Source organism: Streptomyces sp. 2114.4 (assembly GCF_900187385.1).
Taxonomy (GTDB): Bacteria; Actinomycetota; Actinomycetes; order Streptomycetales; family Streptomycetaceae; genus Streptomyces; species Streptomyces mooreae.
The window spans coordinates 6,230,315-6,255,324 of record NZ_FYEY01000001.1 but is presented as its reverse complement, the minus strand read 5'-3'; the positions used below and the strand labels follow the sequence as shown (position 1 = coordinate 6,255,324).

The 25,010-nt window shown below is 70.0% G+C and carries 19 protein-coding genes; 8 read left to right on the top strand and 11 right to left on the bottom strand.

The annotated features are described in order from the left end of the window. Nucleotides 1-100: 100 nt before the first annotated feature. Nucleotides 101-1,297, top strand: a complete 1,197-nt coding sequence (locus CFW40_RS27505; protein ID WP_088800541.1) for a thiolase family protein — start codon at nt 101-103, stop codon at nt 1,295-1,297. Between the two features lie 60 nt (nt 1,298-1,357). After that, nucleotides 1,358-2,755 carry an FAD-dependent oxidoreductase gene (locus CFW40_RS27500; RefSeq protein ID WP_088800540.1) on the top strand — a complete coding sequence of 466 codons (1,398 nt, stop codon included), beginning with the start codon at nt 1,358-1,360 and terminating at the stop codon, nt 2,753-2,755. A 55-nt stretch (nt 2,756-2,810) separates the two neighbouring features. Here CFW40_RS27500 and hemE read toward each other — a convergent pair whose 3' ends face one another. Next, nucleotides 2,811-3,878 (bottom strand): uroporphyrinogen decarboxylase, encoded by a 1,068-nt coding sequence (gene hemE, locus CFW40_RS27495; RefSeq protein ID WP_088800539.1) that lies wholly within the window; start codon nt 3,876-3,878, stop codon nt 2,811-2,813. A gap of 147 nt (nt 3,879-4,025) precedes the next feature. On the opposite strand from hemE, the gene CFW40_RS27490 reads away from it, so the two are divergent. The 3 genes from CFW40_RS27490 to CFW40_RS27480 all read left to right on the top strand — a co-directional run bounded on the left by CFW40_RS27490 (nt 4,026) and on the right by CFW40_RS27480 (nt 7,042). After that, nucleotides 4,026-4,682, top strand: a complete 657-nt coding sequence (locus tag CFW40_RS27490) for a DUF3000 domain-containing protein (RefSeq protein WP_088800538.1) — start codon at nt 4,026-4,028, stop codon at nt 4,680-4,682. Nucleotides 4,683-5,027: 345 nt separating this feature from the next. After that, the gene (locus CFW40_RS27485) at nt 5,028-5,690 is read left to right on the top strand and encodes a response regulator transcription factor (RefSeq protein WP_088800537.1); all 663 of its coding nucleotides are present in this window, start codon (nt 5,028-5,030) and stop codon (nt 5,688-5,690) included. 77 nt (nt 5,691-5,767) lie between these two features. Then, on the top strand, nt 5,768-7,042 hold the full coding sequence (locus CFW40_RS27480) for a ribonuclease D (protein WP_088800536.1): 1,275 nt from the start codon (nt 5,768-5,770) through the stop codon (nt 7,040-7,042). Between the two features lie 66 nt (nt 7,043-7,108). Here CFW40_RS27480 and CFW40_RS27475 read toward each other — a convergent pair whose 3' ends face one another. Next, entirely contained in the window at nt 7,109-7,783 is a 675-nt protein-coding gene (locus CFW40_RS27475) for a PepSY domain-containing protein (protein ID WP_256331268.1), read from the bottom strand. Between the two features lie 259 nt (nt 7,784-8,042). Between CFW40_RS27475 and CFW40_RS27470 the strand changes: the two genes are divergently transcribed. From CFW40_RS27470 to CFW40_RS27460, 3 genes are all read left to right on the top strand, one after another. Next, nucleotides 8,043-9,269 carry an acetyl-CoA C-acyltransferase gene (locus CFW40_RS27470; RefSeq protein WP_088800535.1) on the top strand — a complete coding sequence of 409 codons (1,227 nt, stop codon included), beginning with the start codon at nt 8,043-8,045 and terminating at the stop codon, nt 9,267-9,269. After that, complete coding sequence (locus CFW40_RS27465) at nt 9,266-11,401, top strand: 3-hydroxyacyl-CoA dehydrogenase NAD-binding domain-containing protein (RefSeq protein WP_088800534.1); 2,136 nt, start codon at nt 9,266-9,268, stop codon at nt 11,399-11,401. The genes CFW40_RS27470 and CFW40_RS27465 overlap by 4 nt, the downstream gene beginning before the upstream one ends. A gap of 102 nt (nt 11,402-11,503) precedes the next feature. Then, a complete protein-coding gene (locus CFW40_RS27460) occupies nt 11,504-11,899 on the top strand; it encodes an NTP pyrophosphohydrolase (protein WP_088800533.1) in 396 nt (131 codons plus the stop codon). 73 nt (nt 11,900-11,972) lie between these two features. Here the strand turns inward: CFW40_RS27460 and CFW40_RS27455 are convergent, their stop codons facing one another. From CFW40_RS27455 to ngcE, 9 genes are all read right to left on the bottom strand, one after another. Further along, nucleotides 11,973-13,499 (bottom strand): amino acid permease, encoded by a 1,527-nt coding sequence (locus CFW40_RS27455; protein WP_176956374.1) that lies wholly within the window; start codon nt 13,497-13,499, stop codon nt 11,973-11,975. Nucleotides 13,500-13,695: 196 nt separating this feature from the next. Continuing rightward, entirely contained in the window at nt 13,696-15,711 is a 2,016-nt protein-coding gene (gene dxs, locus CFW40_RS27450) for a 1-deoxy-D-xylulose-5-phosphate synthase (RefSeq protein WP_088800531.1), read from the bottom strand. A 226-nt stretch (nt 15,712-15,937) separates the two neighbouring features. Continuing rightward, nucleotides 15,938-17,263 (bottom strand): sugar ABC transporter permease, encoded by a 1,326-nt coding sequence (locus CFW40_RS27445; RefSeq protein WP_088800530.1) that lies wholly within the window; start codon nt 17,261-17,263, stop codon nt 15,938-15,940. Then, entirely contained in the window at nt 17,260-18,060 is an 801-nt protein-coding gene (locus tag CFW40_RS27440) for an ATP-binding cassette domain-containing protein (protein WP_088800529.1), read from the bottom strand. Before CFW40_RS27440 ends, CFW40_RS27445 begins: the two co-directional genes overlap by 4 nt. 377 nt (nt 18,061-18,437) lie before the next feature. Beyond that, nucleotides 18,438-19,529, bottom strand: a complete 1,092-nt coding sequence (locus CFW40_RS27435; RefSeq protein WP_256331269.1) for a sugar ABC transporter substrate-binding protein — start codon at nt 19,527-19,529, stop codon at nt 18,438-18,440. A 139-nt stretch (nt 19,530-19,668) separates the two neighbouring features. Continuing rightward, nucleotides 19,669-20,868 (bottom strand): ROK family transcriptional regulator, encoded by a 1,200-nt coding sequence (locus CFW40_RS27430; protein ID WP_088800528.1) that lies wholly within the window; start codon nt 20,866-20,868, stop codon nt 19,669-19,671. A gap of 378 nt (nt 20,869-21,246) precedes the next feature. Further along, the gene (locus CFW40_RS27425) at nt 21,247-22,212 is read right to left on the bottom strand and encodes a carbohydrate ABC transporter permease (protein WP_088800527.1); all 966 of its coding nucleotides are present in this window, start codon (nt 22,210-22,212) and stop codon (nt 21,247-21,249) included. After that, nucleotides 22,212-23,135 (bottom strand): carbohydrate ABC transporter permease, encoded by a 924-nt coding sequence (locus tag CFW40_RS27420; RefSeq protein ID WP_088800526.1) that lies wholly within the window; start codon nt 23,133-23,135, stop codon nt 22,212-22,214. The genes CFW40_RS27425 and CFW40_RS27420 overlap by 1 nt, the downstream gene beginning before the upstream one ends. Nucleotides 23,136-23,223: 88 nt before the next feature. After that, nucleotides 23,224-24,663, bottom strand: coding sequence for an N-acetylglucosamine/diacetylchitobiose ABC transporter substrate-binding protein (ngcE, locus tag CFW40_RS27415; RefSeq protein WP_088800525.1), 1,440 nt, complete (start codon nt 24,661-24,663; stop codon nt 23,224-23,226). Nucleotides 24,664-25,010: the final 347 nt, after the last annotated feature.

Genomic DNA, 25,010 nt, shown 5'->3' with positions numbered 1-25,010 from the left:
GTTGACAGCGGGCAGCGGCGGGCAAAGACTCGGGGGCGGCGGGTGGCGATCTTCGTACCGTCCGCCGACCGTCGAGCCGGGACAGCGAGGACACCGCCTGATGACCGACCCACGCGTACGGGATGTGTACATCGTCGATGCCGTACGGACCCCCGTCGGCAAGTACGGCGGCGCGCTGGCCGCGGTCCGGCCGGACGATCTCGCCGCCCATGTGGTCAAGGCCCTGGTGGACCGCACCCCGGACCTCGATCCGGCGCGGATCGACGATGTCTGTTTCGGCGACGCGAACGGCGCGGGCGAGGACAACCGCAATGTGGCGCGGATGGCGGTGCTGCTGGCCGGGCTGCCGGTGACCGTCCCCGGAGTGACCGTGAACCGGCTGTGCGGGTCCGGTCTGGAGGCGGTCATCCAGGCGGCGCGGGCCATTGCGCACGGCGATGCGCATATCGCGGTGGCGGGCGGTGTGGAGTCGATGAGCCGTGCGCCGTATGTGCTGCGCAAGCCCGAACGCGCCTTCCCCGCGGGCCATCAGGAGATGTTCTCCTCGACGCTGGGCTGGCGGATGGTCAATCCGCGGATGGCCCCTCAGTGGACGGTGGCGCTGGGCGAGGGCGCCGAGCTGATCGCCGACCGGCACGGCATCACCCGCGAGCAGCAGGACGTCTTCGCGCTGGCCAGTCATCAAAAGGCGGTCCGCGCCTGGCGGGAGGGCGCCTACGACGACGAGGTGGTGCCGCTGCCGGAGGTGGACCTGCCGCGGGACGAGACGATCCGGGAGGCGTCGTCCCTGGAGTCTCTGTCCAAGCTGAAGCCGGTGTTCCGTTCGGCCGGGGGCACGGTCACCGCCGGGAACTCCTCGCCGCTCAACGACGGTGCGGCGGCCCTGCTGCTGGTGGACGAGGAGGGTCTGCGGGCCACCGGGCGCGAACCGCTGGCCCGTATCCGTGCGAGCGCGGTGACCGGGATCGAGCCGCAGCTGTTCGGGCTGGGGCCGGTGGAGGCGGTACGGCGGGCCCTGGAGCGGTCCGGGCGCGGCTTCGCCGAGGTGGCGACGTTCGAGCTCAACGAGGCGTTCGCGGCCCAGGCGTTGGGCTGCATCGGGCAGTGGCCGGAGCTGGACCCCGCCGTGGTCAATCCGCGCGGCGGCGCCATCGCCATCGGCCACCCGCTGGGGGCCTCCGGTGCCCGTCTGGCGGGGGCGGTGGCCCACCAGCTCGCCGCGCTGGGTTCGGGGACCGGGCTCGCCGCGCTGTGCATCGGCGTGGGGCAGGGGCTCGCGCTGGTCCTGGAGCGCTGAGGACCGCGGCGCGGCGGAGCACACTCGACGAAGCGGTCACACGGCGAAGGGGCACACGGCATGGCGACGGAGCACCTGGTCATCGTCGGGGGCGATGCGGCGGGGATGGCCGCCGCATCGCAGGCACGCCGGCTGCGGAAGCCGGCCGAGCTGGCGATCACCGCGTTCGAGCGCAGCCATTTCACCTCGTACTCCGCCTGCGGGATCCCGTACTGGGTGGGCGGCGAGGTCGACGGCCCGGACGCGCTGATCGCCCGTACGGCCGAGGAACACCGCGCCCGGGACATCGATCTGCGGATGCGCTGCGAGGTCACCGAACTCGACCTGGACCGGGGCCGGGTGCGCTTCCGGGAACTGGAGGACGGCGGCCGCGAGTCATGGACCGGCTTCGACAAACTGGTGCTGGCGACCGGCGCGCGCCCGCGCCGGCCCGATCTGCCGGGGATCGACGCGCCCGGCGTGCACGGCGTGCAGACCCTGGACGACGGCCGGGCCCTGCTGGACGCCCTCGACGCCTCCCCGGGCCGGCGGGCGGTCGTCGTCGGCGCCGGCTACATCGGTGTGGAGATGGCCGAGGCCCTGATCCGCCGCGGCTACCAGGTCACCGTCCTGGAGCAGAGCGCACAGCCGATGTCCACCCTCGACCCGGACATGGGCGCGCTCGTCCATGAGGCGATGTGCGCGATGGGCATCGAGACGGTGCGCGGGGCGACCGTCACCGGTGTGCTGACCGACGAGGAGAGCGCCCCCGGGGGCGGCCGGGTCCGCGCGGTCACCACCGAGGACGCCGAGTACCCGGCGGATGTGGTCGTGCTGGGCCTGGGGGTACGCCCCGAGACCACGCTCGCCGCCGCGGCGGGTCTGCCGCTGGGCATGTCCGGCGGCCTGCTCACCGACCTCGCCATGCGGGTGCGGGGACACGATCACCTCTGGGCGGGCGGCGACTGCGTCGAGGTCCTCGACCTGGTCTCCGGGCAGCTGCGCCATATCGCGCTGGGCACCCACGCCAACAAGCACGGGCAGGTCATCGGCACCAATGCGGGCGGCGGCTACGCGACCTTCCCCGGTGTCGTCGGCACGGCCGTCAGCAAGGTCTGCGATCTGGAGATCGCCCGGACGGGGCTGCTGGAGCGCGAGGCGCACGCCGCCGGACTGCGCTTCGTCACGGTGACCGTCGAGGCCACCAACCGCGCCGGCTACTACCCCGGCGCCCGCCCGATGCACGTCAAGATGCTCGCCGAGCGCCGTACGGGCCGGCTGCTGGGGGTGCAGATCGTCGGCCGCGAGGGCGCCGGCAAGCGGGTGGACATCGCGGCGGTGGCGCTGACGGCCGGCATGACGGTGGAGCAGATGACCGCGCTCGACCTCGGCTATGCCCCGCCGTTCTCCCCGGTCTGGGACCCCGTCCTGGTGGCGGCCCGCAAGGCCGTCGGTGCCGTACGGGAGGCCGGGGCCTGACACCGCGGGCGCCGGCCCGCCGGCCCCGGATCCGTCGCCGTCCGCCGCGCTCCGCTCAGCGCGCCGTCTGCGTGTGGACGTACTCGACGAGGCGGGTCAGCACGTCCGGGTCGGTGGAGGGCAGGACACCGTGGCCGAGATTGAAGATGTGGCCGTCCAGGCCGGTGGCCGCGTCCAGAACCTCGCGGGCCTTGGTCTCGACGGCCTCGCGGGGCGCGAAGAGCACGGCCGGGTCGATGTTGCCCTGCAGCGCCTTGCCGGGACCGACCCGGCGGGCCGCCTCGTCCATCGGCACCCGCCAGTCGACGCCGACGACATCCGCGCCCGCCTCGCCCATCAGCCCGAGGAGTTCGCCGGTGCCGACGCCGAAGTGGATACGCGGTACGCCCAGGCCCTCGACCGCCCGGAAGACCTTGGCGGAGGCGGGCATCACCGAGCGGCGGTAGTCGGCCGGCGAGAGCGCACCGACCCAGGAGTCGAAGAGCTGTACGGCGCTCGCCCCGGCCTCGATCTGGACCTTGAGGAACGCGGCGGTGATGTCGGCGAGCCGGTCCAGCAGGTCGGCCCACAGCTGCGGGTCGCCGTACATGAGGGCCTTGGTGCGCTCGTGGTTACGGGACGGGCCGCCCTCGACGAGGTAGCTGGCGAGCGTGAAGGGCGCACCGGCGAAGCCGATCAGGGGCGTGGCGCCCAGCTCGCGGACGAGCATGCCGATGGCCTCGGTGACGTACGGGACGTCGCCGGGCTCCAGGGCGCGCAGCTGCGCCAGGTCGGCGCGGGTGCGGATCGGGTTCTCGACGACCGGGCCGACGCCGGGCTTGATGTCGAGGTCGATGCCGATGGCCTTGAGGGGGACCACGATGTCGCTGAAGTAGATGGCGGCGTCGACCTGGTGGCGGCGCACGGGCTGCAGGGTGATCTCGGTGACGAGATCGGGCCGCATGCAGGAGTCGAGCATCGCGATGCCCTCGCGGACCTTGCGGTACTCGGGCAGTGAGCGCCCGGCCTGGCGCATGAACCACACCGGGGTGTGCGGCACGGGTTCACGCCGGCACGCCTTGAGGAAGGCCGAGTCGTGTGTACCGGTCTGCTGCTGGCCCGTGGGGCATTCGTTGGCGCTCACGCCCCAAATCTTCGCACGCCGGGTCGCACGCCGAACGGGCCAGGTGGCCGATATCTCCGCATGCGCCCGGGGGCGCCTCCGAATGGGCGACGCGCGCACCGGGTGTCCTCCCCGTATGCGGGCCCGGTTCCGCCTAATCTTCCGGGCATGGCTGCGGCTCACGAACACCTCGCGGACGGCGCGGACGAGGCCCCGATCCCCTTCCGTCAGGCGGTCGAAGCGCTCCGCGCGGCACGACTGCGGCCGGAGATCGAGATCGATCCGACGCCCGCTCCCAAACGGCTCGCCCCGTATGCGTACGCGCTGGAGGCGGCGGTCGTCGAACGCGGCTCGGGTCCGGGCGGCGAGGACAGGGATCTGGCGGACGGCCGGCTGGTGGTGCTGCACAACCCGGCCGGGGACGACACCTGGCAGGGCACCTTCCGGGTGGTGACCCTGGCGCGTGCGGAGCTGGAGCCGGAGATGGGCGCCGATCCGCTGCTGCCGGAGGTGTCCTGGTCCTGGCTCACCGGTGCGCTGGAGGCGCGCGGGGTGCGCTACGGCGCACCGAGCGGCACGGTGACCCGAGCCGGCTCGCACTACTTCGGCGGGCTCGCGGCGCGCGAGCCCGCCACGCAGATCGAGATCCGGGCGTCGTGGACACCGGCCGAGGGCCCCGGCGGGGTGCCGGAGCTGGCGGTGCATCTGGCGGCGTGGTGCGATCTGCTCTGCCAGGTGGCGGGCCTGCCGCCGGCCACGCCCGATACGGCGCCGCGCGGCGGGATCGTCCCGCTGCCCCAGCGCCGCGGTGCCCAGCCCCGCTGAGCTGCCCCTTCCCCCGTTACCCGGCATCGGTGAGCACGTGAGTGAGCACGTGTGCGCAGAGCCGGTGGTGCGCCCGCGTGCGGCCGGTGCCGTGATCACCGCGTCGTCGTCTCTTGCGGGAATTCGGACGGGATTGCATACGGCTTTGATCATCTCGATGCGCACCCGGTGCGCACCTCTGATCGATCACCCATCCGATTTGCCCGAATTGCCCCTAACTAAATCGTGATCAAAGTCTAAAGTCCCGCCGGATTGCTGCCGAAGAGGTCAGTGACCCTTCAAACACGGATCATTCGGCTTCCCCCAGCCGGCTTCCGTCCCCCGCCACTCCCCCCAGGAGGCCCGGTGTCTGTTCTCCTCGAGCAACCTTCGAGCCTGGTCGCCTACCGCCCGAACAAGCCGACGGCCATGGTCGTCGTGGCCGACCCTCGCGTCCGCTCCACCGTCACCCGCCACCTGTGGGCCCTCGGAGTGCGTGACGTGATCGAGGCGTCGTCCATCGCGGAGGCCCGTCCCCGCGTCGGCAACCCGCGCGACATCTGCGTTGCCGACGTCCACCTTCCCGACGGCTCCGGCCTCACCCTCCTGTCCGAGACCCGGGCGGCGGGCTGGCCCAACGGCCTCGCGCTGTCCGCGGCCGACGACATCGGCGCCGTGCGCAACGCCCTGGCCGGCGGCGTCAAGGGCTATGTCGTCACCGGCACCCGCACCAACCTGGGCCTTCCGGGCCGCCCCGGCACCTCGCCCATCGGCGCCACCGCGGCCCGTATGCAGCGCCGCCCGCCGGGCGCCCCCGGCCACCCGGGCGGCTACCGCGAGCTGTCGGGCCGCGAGGTCGAGGTGTTGCGGCTGGTGGCGGAGGGCCAGTCCAACAAGGCCATCGGCGTCTCGATGGGGCTGTCGGCGCTGACCGTGAAGAGCCACCTGGCCCGCATCGCCCGCAAGCTCGGTACCGGTGACCGGGCCGGAATGGTGGCGGTCGCCCTGCGCACCGGCATCATCCACTGACCGTTCATCCGACCTGTTCGCCCGTCGAGGGAACGTTCCCTCGACGGGCGACGTGCATACACAGATACCCTTGACTGGTGACCGACGCCCAAAAGACCGCAGCAGACATGACACTGCGAGCACCCGGAGACTCGCCTCCGGATTCCCGACCGGCGCCGGTCCCTCTCCTGGAGCCCCGCGAGGGCATCCCCCCGGTAACCGCCACCGACGGGGCGCTCGACGGGATCGTGGCCGCCTTCGCGGCCGGCACGGGCCCGGTGGCCGTCGACGCCGAGCGGGCCTCGGGCTACCGCTACGGCCAGCGCGCCTACCTCGTACAGCTGCGCCGCGAAGGCGCGGGCAGTGCGCTGATCGACCCGGTCGGCTGCCCCGATCTGTCGGCGCTGGGGGAGGCGATCGGCGACGCCGAGTGGGTGCTGCACGCAGCCACCCAGGACCTGCCGTGCCTGCGCGACATAGGGATGGTCCCCTCCCGGCTGTTCGACACCGAGCTGGCCGGACGGCTGGCCGGCTTCGCCCGGGTCGGCCTGGGCGCCATGGTCGAGAACGTCCTCGGCTTCGCCCTGGAGAAGGGCCACTCCGCCGTCGACTGGTCCACCCGCCCGCTGCCCGAGCCCTGGCTGCGCTATGCCGCGCTCGATGTCGAGCTGCTGGTGGATCTGCGCGACGCACTGGAGGAGGAGCTGGAGCAGCAGGGGAAGCTGGAGTGGGCCCGGCAGGAGTTCGCGGCCATCGCCGCCGCTCCCCCGCCACCGCCCCGCAAGGACCCCTGGCGCCGCACCTCCGGCATGCACAAGGTCAGACGGCGCCGTCAGATGGCCGTCGTCCGGGAGCTGTGGACGGCCCGTGACCAGGTGGCCCAGCGACGCGACATCTCCCCCGGCAAGGTGCTCGGGGACGCCGCGATCGTGGAGGCGGCGCTGCATCTGCCGCCGAACAGCCACGCCCTGGCCGCACTGCCGGGCTTCGGCCACCGTATGGGCCGCCGGCAGCTGGAGCAGTGGCAGGCCGCCGTCGACCGCGCCCGCGCCCTGGCCGAGAACGAGCTGCCGCAGCCCGGCCAGCCGCTCAACGGGCCGCCGCCGCCCCGCTCCTGGGCCGACAAGGACCCGGTCGCCGCGGCCCGGCTGTCGGCCGCCCGCGCGGCGGTCACCGCGCTCGCCGAGGCCCTGAATCTCCCGCAGGAGAACCTGATCACCCCGGACACGGTGCGCCGGCTGTGCTGGGAGCCGCCGGTCGAGCCGAGCCAGGAGTCGGTCGCCGAGGTGCTGAAGGGCCATGGCGCCCGCCCCTGGCAGATCGAGCAGGTCGCACCGATCCTCACCGAGGCGCTGCTGACCGACGCCGGCTGACACGGGCGGCGCGGCACCGACGCGAGTGCGGCGGCATCCCGAGGGGTGCCGCCGCACTCTTTCCCGCTAGTCGTTATTGGTGTGCGTCCACAGGACCTTGCGGTTGGTCGCGTCGATCCCGTAGGTCGTCTGGTTCCAGTCGGCGGGGGTCACGACGCCCACGGTCCAGGCCACCGCGTCGCTCCCGTTCTCGGCGTTGCCGAGTTCGATGGTGGTGACGGTGCCCTTCGTCTTCTCGGTGGCCGTCTCCGCGGCCTGCTGGGCCGTGACCTTGGCCTTGGACAGCTGGCCGGCGAGATGCTTCTTGTCCTCGGCGTCGTCCGACTCGGTGCGCGACTGCGTCAGCTTTCCGGAGACCGCATCGACGCGGCCGTCGTGCACCGTCCCGTCGGACGTCGCGACCGCGGTGCTCCAGTAGGGGGCGGTGGGTGAGCCCTTGAGCTCCGCGGCGATCGGCTTCGAGGAGGGGACGGCCGCCACGGCCGCCTTCAGGGCCTGCTGGTACCCCACCTTGGCCTTGGGGATCAGGGCCTTCCGCTGGGCCTGGTCCGAGCTGAGCGAACTGCTCGGGGAGGCGGGGGCGGAGGCGGGCACGGCCCGTGGGGGGCCGGCGTCCTTCTGGGGGGCCTTGTCGCTGTTCCCACAGCCCGACAGCAGCGCGCCCGCGGCGGCGACGGCGCAGACCAGACCGATCGCGCGCGGCCCCGCCGGGCGCCCGCGCCGGGTCACGACACCACTCATATTCGTCTCCATATGGGCACTTTAGGTGTGTGATGGGATGAATTGCGCCAAGACCCGACCGCGTTCGGTCGTTTTCCGTCGCCCCGTTCCGCCACTTGCCACGCCGTCACCCGGCGGGCACCCCCTTCGTCCGGTGTGACGTTCAACGCTCCGGGCGGTGGGGGTGTGCAGTCTGGTTACCCGTAAGTAGCATGTCGGTGTGAAGCGTCCCCCGGGGCGCCCCGCAGCAGTGCCATCCCGCACCTGGAGGAGAGCCAACGTGCCTCGTACCGCTAGGGACGTCGTCTTCGTCGACGGCGTCCGCACCCCGTTCGGCAAGGCGGGCCCGAAGGGCATCTACCACGAGACCCGCGCCGACGATCTCGTCGTGAAGGCCATCCGGGAGCTGCTGCGCCGCAACCCGGCCCTGGACCCCGCGAAGATCGACGAGGTCGCCATCGCCGCCACCACCCAGATCGGTGACCAGGGTCTGACCCTCGGCCGCACCGCCGGCATCCTGGCCGGCCTCCCGCAGTCCGTGCCCGGTTACTCCATCGACCGCATGTGTGCCGGTGCGCTGACCGCCGTGACCGCCACCGCGGGCTCCATCGCCTTCGGTGCGTACGACGCCGTCATCGCCGGCGGTGTCGAGCACATGGGGCGCCACCCCATGGGCGAGGCCGTCGACCCCAACCCGCGGTTCGTGAGCGAAAAGCTCGTCGACCAGTCCGCGCTGTTCATGGGCATGACCGCGGAGAACCTGCACGACCGCTACCCGCAGATCACCAAGCAGCGCGCCGACGAGTACGCCGTGCGCTCGCAGGAGAAGGCGGCGAAGGCGTACGCGAACGGCAAGATCCAGCAGGACCTGGTGCCGATCTCGGTGCGCAACACCAACGCGGAGGTCGGCGAGACCGGCTGGGGCCTGGTGACCGCCGACGAGCCGATGCGTCCGGGGACGACCCTGGAGAACCTGGCGGGCCTCAAGACGCCGTTCCGTACGCACGGCCGCGTCACGGCCGGTAACGCCGCGGGCCTCAACGACGGTGCCACCGCCTCGATCCTCGCCTCCGAGGACTTCGCCCAGGAGCACGACCTCCCGGTCAAGATGCGCCTGGTCTCCTACGCCTTCGCGGGCGTCGAGCCCGAGGTCATGGGCTACGGCCCGATCCCGGCCACCGAGAAGGCCCTCGCCAAGGCGGGCCTGGGCATCGGTGACATCGGCCTGTTCGAGATCAACGAGGCGTTCGCCGTGCAGGTGCTCGCCTTCCTCGACCACTACGGCATCGCCGACGACGACGCGCGCGTCAACCAGTACGGCGGCGCCATCGCCTTCGGCCACCCGCTCGCCTCCTCCGGCGTCCGGCTGATGACGCAGCTGGCCCGGCAGTTCGAGGAGCAGCCGGAGGTCCGCTACGGCCTCACGACCATGTGCGTCGGCTTCGGCATGGGCGCGACGGTCATCTGGGAGAACCCGAACCACAAGGACGCCGGAGGCGACAAGTGAGCACCACCACCACCGCCGAACTCCTGAAGGGTGCGGCCGAGCTGTTCCCGGACGAGGTCGTCACGTCGGCGCACGTCCGCCACCTCGACCTGCCGTACGGCGCGGGCAGGTTCGCGCTGATCACGCTGGACAACGGCTTCGACCACACCAAGCCGACCACCTTCGGCCCGGGCTCGCTGGCGAACCTCAACGCCGCGATCGACCAGGTCGAGAAGGAGGCCGCGGACGGCGACATCGTCGGCGTCGGCGTCACCGGCAAGCCGTTCATCTTCGCCGTCGGCGCCGACCTCAAGGGCGTCGAGCTGCTGAAGAAGCACGAGGACGCGCTGGCCATCGGCAAGGGCGGCCACGAGGTCTTCAAGCGGCTCGCGAACCTCGCCGTACCGACCTTCGCCTACTACAACGGTGCCGCGATGGGCGGTGGCGTCGAGGTCGGTCTGCACTGCTCCTACCGCACCGTCTCCAAGGCCCTGCCGGCCTTCTCGCTGCCCGAGGTCTTCCTCGGCCTCGTCCCGGGCTGGGGCGGCTGTGCGCTGCTGCCGAACCTCATCGGCGCGGACAAGGCCGTCTCGGTCATCATCGAGAACTCGCTCAACCAGAACAAGCAGCTCAAGGGCCAGCAGGTCTTCGACCTCGGCATCGCGGACGCGATCTTCGAGGGCGCGGACTTCCTGGAGCAGTCGCTGATCTGGACCGCGGGCGTCCTCAAGGGCGACGTGGCTGTAGAGCGCGCCGAGATCGACCGCGGTGAGGCCTGGGACCAGGCCGTCGCCAAGGGCAAGTTCATCGCCGACGGCAAGGTGCACGGCGCCGCCCCGGCCGCCTACCGGGCGCTGGACATCATCGCCGCGGCCAAGGACGGCGACCTGCAGGCCGGTTTCGACGCCGAGGACCAGGCCCTGGCGGACCTGATCATGGGCGGCGAGCTCCGCGCCGGCATCTACTCGTTCAACCTGGTGCAGAAGCGTGCCAAGCGGCCCGCCGGCGCACCGGACAAGAACCTGGCACGTCCGGTCAGCAAGGTCGGTGTCGTCGGCGCCGGTCTGATGGCCTCGCAGCTGGCCCTGCTCTTCCTGCGCCGCCTGGAGGTGCCGGTCGTGCTGACCGACATCGACCAGGAGCGCGTCGACAAGGGTGTGGGCTACGTCCACGCCGAGATCGACAAGCTGCTCGGCAAGGGCCGGATCAACGAGGACAAGGCCAACCGCCTCAAGGCTCTGGTCTCCGGTGTGCTCGACAAGGCCGAGGGCTTCTTTGACGCCGACTTCATCATCGAGGCGGTCTTCGAGGAGATCGGCGTCAAGCAGACGGTGTTCGCGGAAGTGGAGGCCGTCGCCCCGGCGCACGCCATCCTCGCCACCAACACCTCCTCGCTGTCCGTCTCCGAGATGGCCTCGAAGCTGAAGCACCCCGAGCGGGTCGTCGGCTTCCACTTCTTCAACCCGGTCGCGATCCTGCCGCTGCTGGAGATCGTCCGCGGCGAGAAGACCGACGACGCCTCGCTGGCCACCGCCTTCGCGGTCGCCAAGAAGCTGAAGAAGACCGCGGTGCTCACCAAGGACGCCCCGGCGTTCGTGGTCAACCGCATCCTGACCCGCTTCATGGGCGAGATCCAGAACGTCATCGACGAGGGCACCCCGGTCGAGACCGCGGAGAAGGCCATCGAGCCGCTGGGTCTGCCGATGTCGCCGCTGGTGCTGCTGGAGCTGGTCGGCCCGGCGATCGGTCTGCACGTCTCCGAGACCCTTAACCGCGCCTTCCCGGACCGCTTCAAGGTCTCGCCCAACCTGAAGGCCGTCGTCGAGGCCGGCAAGCGTGGCTTCTACGTCTATGACTCCGGCAAGCCGGAGCTGGACCCCGAGGTCGCGGCCCTCCTGAAGCAGGGTGACTCGGTGCTGACCGAGGAGCAGGTCCGCGACCGCGTCCTGGACGCGGTGGCACAGGAGATCGGCCTGATGCTGGACGAGGGCGTCGTCGCCGAGGCGCAGGACATCGACCTGTGCCTGATCACCGGCGCCGGCTGGCCCTTCCACCTGGGCGGCATCACGCCGTACCTGGACCGCGCGGGCGTCTCCGAGCGGGTGCGGGGCAAGAAGTTCCTGGCCCCGGGCATCGCGAGCGTTCCCGCGTAACGGTGGACGACTGACAGCGGGATGCGCGGGCCGGCTCGGCGGAGCCGGCCCGCGCATTCGTGTGTACGGCGTGCGGGGACCTCGCCGTGGGAGGGTGACGGCATGGATGCCTTGGTCATTGTCGATGCCGCGAATGTCGTGGGCTCGGTGCCCGACGGCTGGTGGCGGGACCGGCACCGTGCGGCCGAGCGGCTGCGCGACGCGCTGGTCGCCCCTGCCGCGGACGGCCTGCCGGGCCTGGTCGCCCCGCCCCTGGAGCTGGTTCTGGTGGTGGAGGGCGCGGCCCGCGGCGTCGATTCCGTGGAGGGCGTACGGGTGGTGCCGGCGGACGGCAGCGGCGACGACCGGATCGTACAGCTGGTGGCCGACGAGGGCGGCGGACGGGACTGTCTGGTGGTGACCGCGGACCGCGGCCTGCGGGAGCGGGTCCAGGCGCTGGGGGCGCGGGTGACGGGGCCGCGGACGGTATGGGGGCCGGGGCGCGGCGGCGGGGCGTAGTCCGGGGACAGCGCGGCCCCGTACTCCGTCGGGGCGGCGTACGGGGCCGGGCGCAGGAGCGGCTGACCGGGGGTCAGTCCCGGGCGGCCTGGCGGTTGCGGATACCCAGGCGGCTGTGCGAGCGCCCGTACAGGAAGTAGATGACGAAGCCGGCCGCCATCCAGATCCCGAACCGGACCCAGGTCTCCGCGGGCAGATTGAGCATCAGCCACAGCGAGGCCAGGACGGACAGCACCGGCACCACCGGCACCCACGGGGTGCGGAAGGAGCGGGGCAGGTCGGGCCGGGCGCGGCGCAGGATGATGACGCCGACGGCGACCACGACGAAGGCGAACAGGGTGCCGATGTTGACCAGTTCGGCGAGGACGTCGATCGAGGTGAAGCCGGAGGCGATGGCGACGACGACGCCCAGCACGATGGTGGACCGGTACGGGGTCCCGTACCGCGGGTGGGACCGGGAGAAGACCCGGGGCAGCAGCCCGTCCCGGCTCATCGCGAAGAACACCCGACTCTGGCCGAGCAGCAGAATCAGGCAGACCGAGGTCAGGCCGACGGCGGCGCCGAAGCTGATCAGGTCGGCGAAGAAGGGGTGTCCGAGGTCCTTGAAGGCGTCGGCGAGCGGGGCGTCGGTGGAGAGCTTGCTGTACTTCTCCATACCGGTGACGACGACCGAGACGGCCACGTAGAGGACCGTGCAGATGGCCAGTGAGCCGAGGATGCCGCGGGGGACGTCGCGCTGCGGGTTGCGGGTCTCCTCGGCGGCGGTGGCCACGATGTCGAAGCCGATGAAGGCGAAGAAGACCACGGCCGCAGCGGCGAAGATGCCCATGACCCCGAAGGTGGACGGGGTGAAGCCGAACATCAGCTCCGCCAGCGGCGCGGACAGTCCGCCGCCGGCCGCGGTGGGCTTGCTGGGCGGTACGAACGGCTCGTAGTTGGCGCCGGTGATCATAAAGACGCCGGCGATGATGACCAGCAGGACGACGGTGACCTTGATCCCCACGACCACCGCCGTCACCCGGGAGGACAGCTTCATCCCGAGCACGAGGATGCCGGTCAGGACCAGTACGAGGATGCAGGCGAGCAGATCGAAGCCGAAGTGCCCCTCGTGTGTACCGGACAGGATCGTCGGCAGCTGCCAGCCGGCACCGCCCAGCAGCTCGCGCACATAGCCGGACCAGCCGACGGCGACCACCGCACAGCCCAGAGCGAGTTCCAGGATCAGGTCCCAGCCGATGATCCAGGCCGGCAGCTCACCGAGTGAGGCGTACGAGAAGGTGTAGGCCGAGCCGGCGACCGGCACGGTGGAGGCGAACTCCGCGTAACACAGCGCCGCCAGCGCACAGACCACGCCCGCGACGACGAAGGACACGGCCACGGCGGGCCCGGCCTGTTCCTTGGCGATCTTCCCGGTGAGGACGAAGATGCCGGTGCCGATGACGACACCGACGCCGAAGACGGTCAGATCGAGCGCCGACAGGGACTTTTTGAGCGCGTGCTCCGGCTCCTCGGTGTCCAGGATCGACTGCTCCACAGTCTTCGTCCGGAACATGCCGTGATTGCGGCGTGAATCATGTGGTGCGTCGTGCTGTGTGCTCATGGGCGAACCTCCGCCTGGACGGCCCTCGCAACTCTCGTGAACTGACCGAGTCTCCGCAATGAGGGGAAACAGTCGGCTACGGCGGGCCTCCGGACGGCGGGGATTCACCCGATGGGGTGTGGCCGCGTCCATGCCGATGGGCCGGGCGGAACATCCGTACGGATGCCCGGCCGGCCCATCGGCGGCGTCCGGGGAATCAGTCGCGGGCGACCTCGGCCGGCTCGGCCGCGCCCTTGACGGGGGCGGACCCGGTGCCGGCGGACTCGGTGTCGTAGCGACCGTCGATCTTGGAGACCAGCCCGGTCACCTGGCGGGCGATGTCCGGTGCGGTGAGCCCGATCTCCGCCATGACCTCCTTGCGGGAGGCGTGGTCGAGGAACCGCTCGGGGATGCCGAAGTCGCGCAGCGGCAGGTCCACCCCGGCGTCCCGCAGGGCCTGCGCGACAGCCGAACCGACGCCGCCGGAACGGACGTTGTCCTCGACGGTGACCACGACCCGGTGCTTGGCGGCGAGACCCGGCAGCGCCTCGTCGACCGGCTTGACCCAGCGCGGGTCGACGACGGTGGTGGAGATGCCCTGCTTGTCGAGCAGGTCTGCGATCTCCAGGCACATCGGGGCCAGCGCGCCCACGGAGACCAGCAGGACGTCCGGTCGCTTGACGGTCTCGGCGGGCTCACGCAGCACGTCCATGCCGCCCACCCGGCCGATCGCCTCGACGGCCGGGCCGACCGCGCCCTTGGAGTACCGCACCACGGTGGGCGCGTCGTCGACCTCGACGGCCTCGCGCAGCTGTGCGCGGACCTGGTCGGCGTCGCGCGGCGCGGCGATCCGCAGACCGGGGACGACCTGCAGGATCGACATGTCCCACATGCCGTTGTGGGAGGCGCCGTCGGTTCCGGTGACACCGGCCCGGTCCAGCACGAAGGTGACGCCGCACCGGTGCAGCGCCACATCCATCAGCACCTGGTCGAAGGCGCGGTTGAGGAAGGTGGCGTAGACGGCGAAGACCGGGTGCAGGCCGCCGGTGGCCATGCCCGCCGCGGAGACCGCGCCGTGCTGCTCGGCGATGCCGACGTCGTAGACGCGGTCGGGGAAGGCCTTGGCGAACTTGTCCAGTCCCACGGGCTGGAGCATGGCCGCCGTGATGGCGACGATGTCCTTGCGCTCCTTGCCGAGCTCGACCATCTCGTCGCCGAAGACGGACGTCCAGTCCTTGCCGCCCGAGGAGATGGGCAGGCCGGTGTCGGGGTGGATCTTGCCGACGGCGTGGAAGCGGTCCGCCTCGTCCTGGAGGGCGGGCTGGTAGCCGCGGCCCTTCTCGGTGAGGCAGTGGACGATGACCGGGCCGCCGAAGCGCTTGGCGCGCGTCAGGGCGGATTCCAGCGCCTCGAGGTCGTGGCCGTCGATCGGGCCGACGTACTTCAGGCCCAGGTCCTCGAACATGCCCTGCGGGGCGATGAAGTCCTTCAGGCCCTTCTTGGCGCCGTGCAGGGTCTCGTAGAGCGGCTTGCCGACGACGGGCGTGCGCTCCAGCAGGTCCTTGCCGCGGGCCAGGAAACGCTCGTAGCCGTCCGTGGTGCGCAGGGTCGCCAGATGGTTGGCGAGGCCGCCGATGGTCGGGGCGTAGGAGCGCTCGTTGTCGTTGACGACGATGACGAGCGGGCGGTCCTTGGCGGCGGCGATGTTGTTGAGGGCTTCCCAGGCCATGCCGCCGGTCAGCGCGCCGTCACCGATGACCGCGGCGACCCGGTCGTCCGACCCCAGCACCTCGTTGGCCTTGGCGATGCCCTCGGCCCAGCCCAGGACCGTGGAGGCGTGGCTGTTCTCGATGACGTCGTGCTCGGACTCGGCGCGGGAGGGGTAGCCGGACAGGCCGCCCTTCGCCTTGAGCCTGGAGAAGTCCTGACGGCCGGTGAGCAGCTTGTGGACGTAGGACTGGTGACCGGTGTCGAAGAGCACCTTGTCCTTCGGGGAGTCGAAGACACGGTGCAGGGCGATGGTCAGCTCGACCACGCCGAGGTTCGGCCCGAGGTGTCCGCCGGTCTTGGACACCGCGTCGACAAGGAAGGTACGGATCTCCCCCGCCAGCTGCTCGAGCTGCTCCGGGCTCAGTCGGTCCAGATCGCGCGGTCCCCTGATACGGGAAAGCAACGCCCTCCCGTCGCCCGCCACCACCCCGGCCGGACGCGCGTTGCGCGGCACCTCCTGCACCCCTGCCTCCTTGCTGCCTGCTGCTTGCTGGTTGCTGCCGTGGATCGAGCTTGCCGATCAGATGAGTCTAATGTCGCGCCCGCCGCGCCGACGCCCGGGCCTTGCGATGTATGTCACTCGGGTGAAGCGGGCTCCGGCGCGCCGCCCGCGGGGCGCCGCCGCACACGCACCGGCCCCCACCGGATGATGCCCGGTGGGGGCCGGCGGGGTCGGAGCAGGGGCGCGATCAGGTGCGTCCGGCCGTCTTCTGTGTCCGGCGGGAGACCGAGTCGATCACCACGGCGGCGAGCAGCACCGCACCGGTGATCATGTACTGGATCTCGCTCGCCATGCCGAGCAGGTTCAGGCCCTGCTGGATCGACTGGATGACGAGCATGCCCAGCAGCGCGGACCAGATCTTGCCCCGGCCGCCGAAGAGGCTGGTACCGCCGATGACTGCCGCCGCGATCACGTTCATCAGGGTGTTGCCGGAGCCCAGGTTCTTGGTGGCGCCGCCGGAGAGGCTGGCGATGAACAGTCCGCCGAACGCCGCGAGCATGCCGGAGATGGCGAACACGCTGATCCGGATCTTGTTCACATTGATGCCGGCCCGCCGCGCCGCCTCGGCGTTGCCGCCGACCGCGAAGATCTGCCGTCCGTAGGGGGTGCGGCGCACCACGAAGTCGGCGATGACCAGGACCGCGAGGAACAGCACCAGGGCCAGCGGCAGACCGCGGGCGCCGGCCGGCTCGTTCAGGACATAGGCGACGACGAAGGCGATCACGGCGACCACGCCGGTGCGCAGCAGGATCTCGCTGAGCGGCCGGGAGGGCAGCGCGGCGGCCTTGCGGCGCTTGCTGTCGAGCAGCAGCGATCCGGCGTAGGCGAGGACCGCGATCAGCGCGAGACCGTAGGCCGCGGCCTTGTCCTCGAAGTAGTAGCCGGTGAGGTCTTCCACCACGCTGCCGCTCGGCGTGTTGATGGAGCCCTCCTGGCCCATCATCCAGATCTGCAGACCGCTCCAGCCGAGGAATCCGGCCAGGGTGACGACGAAGGCCGGCACACCGATCTTGGCGAAAAAGAAGCCGTGCAGAGCGCCGATGGCCACTCCGGCCACGAGGGCGATCAGGACGGCGAGCCAGTCGTTGACGCCGTGGGTGACGCTGAGCACGGCCCATACGGCCGCGCCGACGCCCGCCACCGAGCCGACGGACAGGTCGATCTCGCCGAGCAGCAGCACGAAGACGATGCCGACGGCCATGATGCCGAGGCCGGAGGTGTAGACACCGATGTTCGCGAGGCTGTCGGCGGACAGGAAGCTGCTGTTCTTGAGCTGGAAGACGACCGCGATGACGATCAGGCCGATGACGACCGGCAGCGAGCCCAGCTCCCCGCCGCGCACCCGGCGCCGGAAGTCGTTGAGGTAGCCGGCGAAGCCCTGTTCGCGGACGAGCAGGCGGGGGTCGACGGCGGCCGGCCGGTGGGTGTCGGCGGCCGGGGCGGGGGTCTCCCGGCCCGGCGTCGCGGCCGCCTCGTCCTCGTCCGCGGCGGGCCGCTTGGTGAGATCACTCATGCGCCGGCCTCCTTCTTCACCTGGTCCGTACGCGCCTTGCGGCGGGTCACGGCGTTGTCCGAGGCGCCGGTGATGGCGGCGATGATCTCTTCGTGAGAGGTGCCCTCGACATCGAAGACACCGTTGTTGCGGCCCAGCCGCAGCACCGCGACCCGGTCCGCGACGGCCTGCACATCGGCCATGTTGTGGCTGATGAGGATGACGCCGAGCTCGCGCTCACGCAGCCGCTCGACGAGGTCGAGGACCTGGGCGGTCTGCTCGACGCCGAGGGCGGCGGTGGGCTCGTCGAGGATGACGACCTTGGGGTCGCCGATCAGTGCGCGGGCGATCGCGACGACCTGCCGCTGGCCGCCGGAGAGCGCGGCGACGGGGATACGGACGCTCGGGATGCGGATGGACAGGGTGTCCAGCAGCTCCTTGGCGCGCTTCTCCATGGCAATCTCGTCGAGGACGCCCGCGGTGCGGATCTCGTTGCCGAGGTAGAGGTTGGCGACGACATCGAGGTTGTCGCAGAGCGCGAGGTCTTGGTAGACGGTGGCGACGCCGAGTTCCTGGGCGTCGTGCGGCTTGGTGATGCGGACCGCCGCGCCCTCCCATTCGATGGCGCCGTCGTCGACCGGGTGGACGCCCGAGATGGTCTTGACGAGGGTGGACTTGCCGGCGCCGTTGTCGCCGACGAGGGCGACCACCTCACCGGGGTGGATCTCCAGGGTGACGTCCGTGAGTGCTTGGACGGCGCCGAACCGCTTGGAGACTCCGCGCAACGCCAGCACAGGCGTAGCGGACACGTGAATCATCTCCTTCGCCGCCGTCACTACGGCGGGGATGGTGGTGCGTGGAGCGGGGGGGGTTGCGAGGAACGGTCCGGCTCCGGGAGGGGGTACGGAGCGAAGCCGGGACGGATGCGGGGCGGGGCCGGGACGAGGCCGGGCGGGGTGGGGCCGGGGGGCCGCGGGCCGGGGTGGGGCGGGAGGCCGGGATATGGCCTGAGGCGGAGGCAAGGGCCGGGATCAGGCCGGGGCGGGGGCCGCGGGCGGTGCCGCGCGGCCCCTCCTGGCGGGGCCCGGGGTGAGAGGTGTGCCGGTGGGCCCGGTGGGGCCGTGGCCGGGAGGCGTGGCCTACGGCCCGGGGCCGGCGGCCGGGGACTGGAGGCCGGGGTCTGGAGGCCGGGGTCCTACTTGATGCCGGCCGCCGCGCAGGCCTTCTTGACGTCGCCGGTGCAGATCTGGCTCGCCTTGTAGACCTTGTCCTTGATGATCGTGGAGGCGATGTTGTCCTTGGTCACGATCTGCGCGTCGTACAGCTTGGCCGGGATGCCCTTGACCTCGCCGCTGAGGCTGTCGACCTCGGTGTCCGTCAGGGAGCCGATCTTCTCGCCCTTGAGCAGCTTGACGGCGATCTCGGCGGTGGAGTCGGCCTGCGGCTTGATCTGCTTGTAGATCGTGAAGGCCTGGTCGCCCTTGAGGATCCGCTGCAGACCCGCGAGCTCGGCGTCCTGGCCGCCGACCGGGACCTTGACGCCCTTCTGCTTGAGCGCGGTGATGATGCCGCCGGCCATGCCGTCGTTGCCGGAGTAGACGCCCTGGATGCCGTCCTTGCCGAGCGAGTCGAGGGCCGCGTTCATCTTCTTGTTGGCCTCGTCCGTCGACCAGTCCGGGATGTCCTGCTCATACGCGACCTTCTTGACCTGCTTGTCGAGGACGCTGTGGGCGCCCTTCTTGAAGAACGGCATGTTCGGGTCGGTCGGCGAACCGTTGATCATGACGACATTGCTGTCCTTGGCCTTGTCGCCGAGCGCCTTGACCAGCGCCTGGCCCTGCAGGCGGCCGATCTTCTCGTTGTCGTAGGACACGTAGGCGGAGAGCTTGCCCTCGGCCAGCCGGTCGTAGGCGACGACCTTGACGCCCTTCTTGGCGGCCTGGTTCACCCAGGACTTCGTCGCCTTGAAGTCCACCGCGTCCAGAATGATCACCTTCACGCCCTGGGTGATCAGCGCGTCGAACTGCTTCTTCTGGGTCTCGGTCTCCTGCGCCGCGTTGTTGTACTTGACCGTGCAGTCGCTGCACAGCGCCTTGATCTTCGCCTCCATCAGCGGGCGGTCGAAGGTCTCGTAGCGCGTGGTCTTGTTCTCCGGCAGGAGCAGACCGATGGTCTTGTTGTCGCCGCCGCCCTTGGCGTTGTCGCCGGCCTTGCCGCACGCGGCCACGGAGAGCGCCATCGAGACGGCGGCGGTGCCTATGACGACGCGACGCGTCCAAACGTTCATGGGGTTGCCTCCCTGACGAGGCCGCGTCGTTGCGGCCGAGGTGGCTGGAAGTCAACTCGGCCCCCAGCCGACCGTCAAGGAGTAAATCCTTAACGAGATGACAACGGTGCCATGCGTTAGCTGCGTGAACTCAGCTCTTTCACGCCAGGGCCGGAGCGTCCGCGGACTGCGCCCCGTCGAGCAGGGTCGAATCGCCCATCTCGCTCAGTACCAGCGCCAGCGCGCCCAGCACCTCCGCCCGGCCTCCGAGCGTGCCCGGGACGATCCCCAACTGCCGTGCCGCGCTGGGGATCGCGTACCGCGACACCGATTCCCGGATCGGCGCCAGGACCAGCTCACCGGCCTCGGCGAGATCACCGCCGAGCACCACCCGGCTGGGATTGAGCAGATTGCACAGGTTCGCCACACCGCTGCCGATATGACGGCCCACGTCCGCAATCACCCGCCGGCAGCCCGGGTCGCCCTCACGGGCCAGCTGCACCACCCGCGCCATGGTCAGATCCGGCCCGTGGCTCGGCTGCAACAGCGGGAGCACATAGCGGGCCGCGGTGAAGGTCTCCAGGCAGCCGCGGTTGCCGCAGCGGCACACCGGGCCGGACTCGTCCAGCGTGATGTGCCCGATCTCCCCGGCGGTGCCGCCCGGCCCCCGGTAGATCTGCCCGCTGATCACCAGGCCGGCCCCGACACCGCTGGCGACCTTGATGTACGCCAGGTCGGCGGCCCCGCGGCCCCCGCCCCACACCAGTTCGCCCAGTGCGCCGAGGTTGGCGTCGTTGTCGACGTGGACGGGCACGCCGAGGCGCCCGGACAGCTCCTGGCGGGGGTTCGTCCCCGACCAGCCCGGCAGGATCGCCGTCGAGCCCAGCGTCCCGGACTCGACGTCGATGGGCCCCGGTACGCCCAGACCGACGCCGATGACCTTGCCCGCGTCGAGTCCGGTGGCCGTGATCAGCCGGTTGACCAGCTCTTCCGCCCGGTCGAAGCCTTCGGCGGCGGAGGCGTCCACATCGATCGGCTCGGCCTGTTCGGCGAGCACCTGGTGGGCGAGGTTGCCGACCGCCACCCGCAGATGGGAATGCCCGAAATCGACCCCGACGACGATGCCCGCGTCGCCGGAGAGGGAGACACTGCGCGCCCGCCGTCCGCCCGCCGAGGTCGGGGTCACCTCAACGGTCCCGCCGTCCTTCAACTCGCGAACGATGTTGGAGACGGTGGCAGCGGACAGCCCCGTGCTCCGGGCGATCTCCGCCTGCGTGAGGGAGCCCGCCATACGCACCGCACGTACGACCCGCTCCAGATTGGCCCGGTGCAGCGAGGACTGCGACCCCGGAGTCTCCATCGACTCATCCACTCCCGTCTGGGGCCGGGGGTACCTCCCAGTGGTGACTGGGGGAGGTACGACGACCGCCCGCCGGCCGCACCCACACCTTTGGAGGACGGCCCTCAATTCAACATGTGAACTCTAAGCAGAACTCCAGCCGGGAAGTCCCGTCAAGGCGTTGAGCCCACGCATGATCAGGAGAGGCCGCACCGGGACGCCCGCGAGGGCGGCCCCGCCGCAGCGGAGCCGCCCCCTGACACACACCGGGCGCCGCCCGAAGTCGGCGCAAACACATCGCCACCGACGGCCGGTATACGGCACCCCGGCCTGCTTCCCTGTACGGCGGTCCCGGTCCACTCCTCTCTATGGCGCCCGTATGGCGCCCGGTCCGCTCCCCTATTTGAGGGCGCCGGCGGTCAGCCCGGCCACCACCTGCCGCTGGAAGATGATGTATGCGGCGAGCACTGGCAGCATCGCGATCGTCAGCCCCGCGAACAGGCCGGACCAGTCCCCCTTGTAGCCCTGACTCACCGCCAGCGCCACCAGCCCCTGGGTCAGCATCTTCTTGTCCGGATCCCCGACGTTGAGCACCGTCGGCAGCAGGTACTGGTTCCACTGCCCGAGGAAGTTGAAGATCCCGACGCTGATCAGGCCGGGCTTGGCCATCGGCAGCATCACCTGGAAGAAGGTGCGGGTGTGCGAGGCACCGTCGATGAGCGCCGCCTCGGCCACCGAGGTGGGCAGCGTTTTGAAGAACCCGCTGAGGAAGAAGACCGTGAACGGCAGCGAGTAGGCGATGTAGACCAGGATCAGACCGTAGTAGGTGTCCAGCAGCGCCATGTTCTTCATGACGAAGAACAGCGGGACCAGCGCCAGGATGACGGGGAAGCCCATCCCGCCCACGAACAGGAAGTACAGGAAGCGGTTGCCCGGGAAGTCGAAGCGGGCCAGCACATACGCCGCCATCGCGCCCAGCAGCATCGTGCCGATCAGTGAACCGCCCACGATGATCAGCGAGTTGAGGAAGTACTGGCCCATGTTCGCCTTGTCCCAGGCGCGTGACCAGTTGTCGAAGTGCAGGACCGAGGGCAGTCCCCAGGGCGAGCCGAAGATCTCGGAGTCGTCCTTGAAGGAGCTCACCACCGCCCACAGCAGCGGCATGGTGACCAAGAGGCCCCAGATGACCAGGACTCCGTGCGAGAAGACGTTGAGGACCGTGCCCTCGCTGCTTGTGCCGTCGGCGCGGGTGCCGTCCTCACTGCCCTGTCCGCGGCGCGGTCCGGGCACTCCCGGGGACGCCGCGGCGGGCGCCTGCTCCTTCGTCACACCCGGGAGGTCCGCGGGATCCGTGTGCGCACTCATCAGAACTCCAGTCGCTCGCGTCGTCCCAGCCGCATCACGATGGCCGAGAAGATGAGGGTCACGATCAGCAGGGAAACGCCGATGGCCGTCGCGTATCCGGCCTGACCGTCGCGGAAGGTCTTCTGGTACACGTACAGCGGAAGGACCTCGGTCGAATAGTCGGGACCGCCCGGCCCGACGCTCATGATCTGCACGAACGCGAAGGCCGACACGTCCAGGGCGAGGATGCCCATATAGATCCAGCCGGTCTGGACGGTGTCCCACAGCAGCGGGAGGGTGATCCGGAAGAACGTGTTGAGGCGGTTCGCGCCGTCCAGCAGCGCGGCTTCGTAGAAGTCCTTGGGAATGGAGCTCATTCCGGCGGAGAAGAGCACGACGTAGAAGCCGACATTGGCCCACACCATCGCGGCCATGACGCACCACAGCGCGATCTGCGGATCACCCAGCCAGTCCGGCTGCACATTGCCGAGCCCGATCGCCTTGAAGAAGGCGTTGAGCGCACCGCTCTCCGGGTTGTAGGCGAACTGGAACAGCAGCGCGACGATCGGGACCGACAGCACCTGCGGGAAGAAGTAGAGGATTTTGTAGGTGCCCGAGCCACGCACCCCGCCGATGACCGCCTTCTTCCGGCGGCGGCCACCGACGTTGAGCATAAAGGCGAAGAAGAGCCCGAGCGAGAGCGTCACCACCGGCAGGAGCAGCAACAGCGTCACACTGTTGCCCACGGCGGACCAGAAGACCTCGTCCTTGAAGAGGCGCGCATAGTTGTCGAAGCCGACCATCTTCATGTCCGGACTCAGTCCGGTCCAGTCCGTGAAGGAGTAGTAAATGGCCTGCACGAACGGCGAGATCACGAAGATCGCGTAAATCGCCAGCGGGAGGACCAAGAACCCCGCGATGAAACGGTACTTACCGTGTTTCATGACTACCGAATCCCGTTCTCTCCCTGCGTGTGCCACAGCCGGTGACGCGCCCCGGCGCGAGTGGGGCGGTGCCTGCCGAACTCGTCGGTCAGCGCTTGTACTTCTTGACGCTGGAGTCGTCGCGGGTGTCGTCCGCGTACTTCTGGATCTTCTTGATGGCCTCGTCCGGCGTCATCCGGCCGGCCATCATCTCGCCCAGCGCACCGACACCGATCCGCTCCTTCTGGAGCGCCACATACCAGTCCTGCAACCGCGGATTGACGATGTTCTGGCCGGCCTTCTGCAGCGCCACCTGCGCCGATGCCAGACCGGGCGGAAGCTTCAGTCCCTCGGTTCCGCCGTTGAGGGAGGTGAGCGAGGAGACCTGCCTGATGAAGTTCTGCGAGGACTTCTTGCCGAGCATGATGCGCAGCAGTTCCATACCGCCCTCGGCGTTGTGGGCCTTCCTCGGCACGATGTACGGCTCGCCGCCCGAGGCCCAGAGGGTGCCGAACGGCATTTTGTCAGAGGGGGACAGGCTGGACGGGGCACCGACCGCGAGGTCGAAGTGCGGATTCTTCGCGATCTGCTTGGCCGACTCGTTCTCCACCCAGGAACCGTTGGGGATGAACAGCGCCTTGCCCTCGGCCCACGCCTTCTGCGACTGCAGGTGGTCCAGGCCGGGCGAGCCCTTGAGGACGTAGCCCTTCTTGTAGAGCTCGTAATAGGCCTCGAAGGCCGCCTTGACCGCCGGGTCCTTCCAGGCGTTCGGCTCCAGATTGTCGATCTTCCGCAGGACCTCTTCACCGCCGATCTTGGCAATGAACGGGTACAGGCTGAAGGGCAGGTAGTACGGGTACTTGCCCGGGTACGTCCAGCCAGCCACGCCCTTCTTCTTGGCCTTCGCGCACAGGGCCAGCATGTCGTCCCAGTTCTCCGGGTATTCCGCATCCAGCTTCTGCAGATTGCTCTTGGAGTACCAGACGCCGTAGACCGTGTAGGCGTAGTAGAGGATCCAGGTCTCCTTGCCGCCGAACTGGCCCATCTCGACCACACCGGGGCGCAGTGTGTCGCGCACCTTCTTGTGCGGATCGTCGACGGAGGGGGCATCGAGGAGCGCGGTGAGGTCGGTCAGCTGGTCCTTGGCCACGAGCGTGCCGAAATCCATTTGCTCCGCACCGGAGTTGTCGACGAGGTCGGGCGGATTTCCGCCGTTGAAACGCGGCTGCAGCGTCGACTGGATCTTCTGGGTCGACGAGAGCTTGACCTTGCCGTCGGCCTTCGGAAAGGACTTGAGGTACTCGCCCTGCGCGTCCTTGGCGTACTTGTCGCCGAATCCGCCGTCGAAGATGACCACATCGAGGCCGGCCGACTCATTGACCGCAAGCGGATTCTTGGCTGATTTCTTGCCTTTCTCCACCTTGTTGTCTTCACCGCCACCGCCGCCGGCGCACGCCGACAACACCCCCATGGACGGTACGGCGATGATCCCCAGGGCCGCGGCTCGCTTGACCAGATCGCGACGGTTGAATTCAGAGGTGGATCCCATGCTCAAGTCCTCGCCTTCTTCAGGACTCAGGCGGTGTACCGGAGCCACCCCGGCACCGCGGGTCAGATGAAGCTGAGTTGTACGGGATGTGCACCGGGCTCACCAGCGAAATGCGGGGTACTCATCCGTTCCCCGCCTTCTCCCCCGGCTCCGCGGCCGTGGTCGTACGGCCGGTCGGACGCCGACAGGTATAGTCCACTTCCGGCCTCAGGGGCAAGATCGAATGCAGGTTTGGACGGCAGTCTTTCCCTAGTTGAGACCTCCCCGGTATGCAGGGGATTGCCCGGACGTCACCCTGCCGGACCGCCCGGCGACATCGCGGCCCGCCGATCTCAGCGACACCCTTG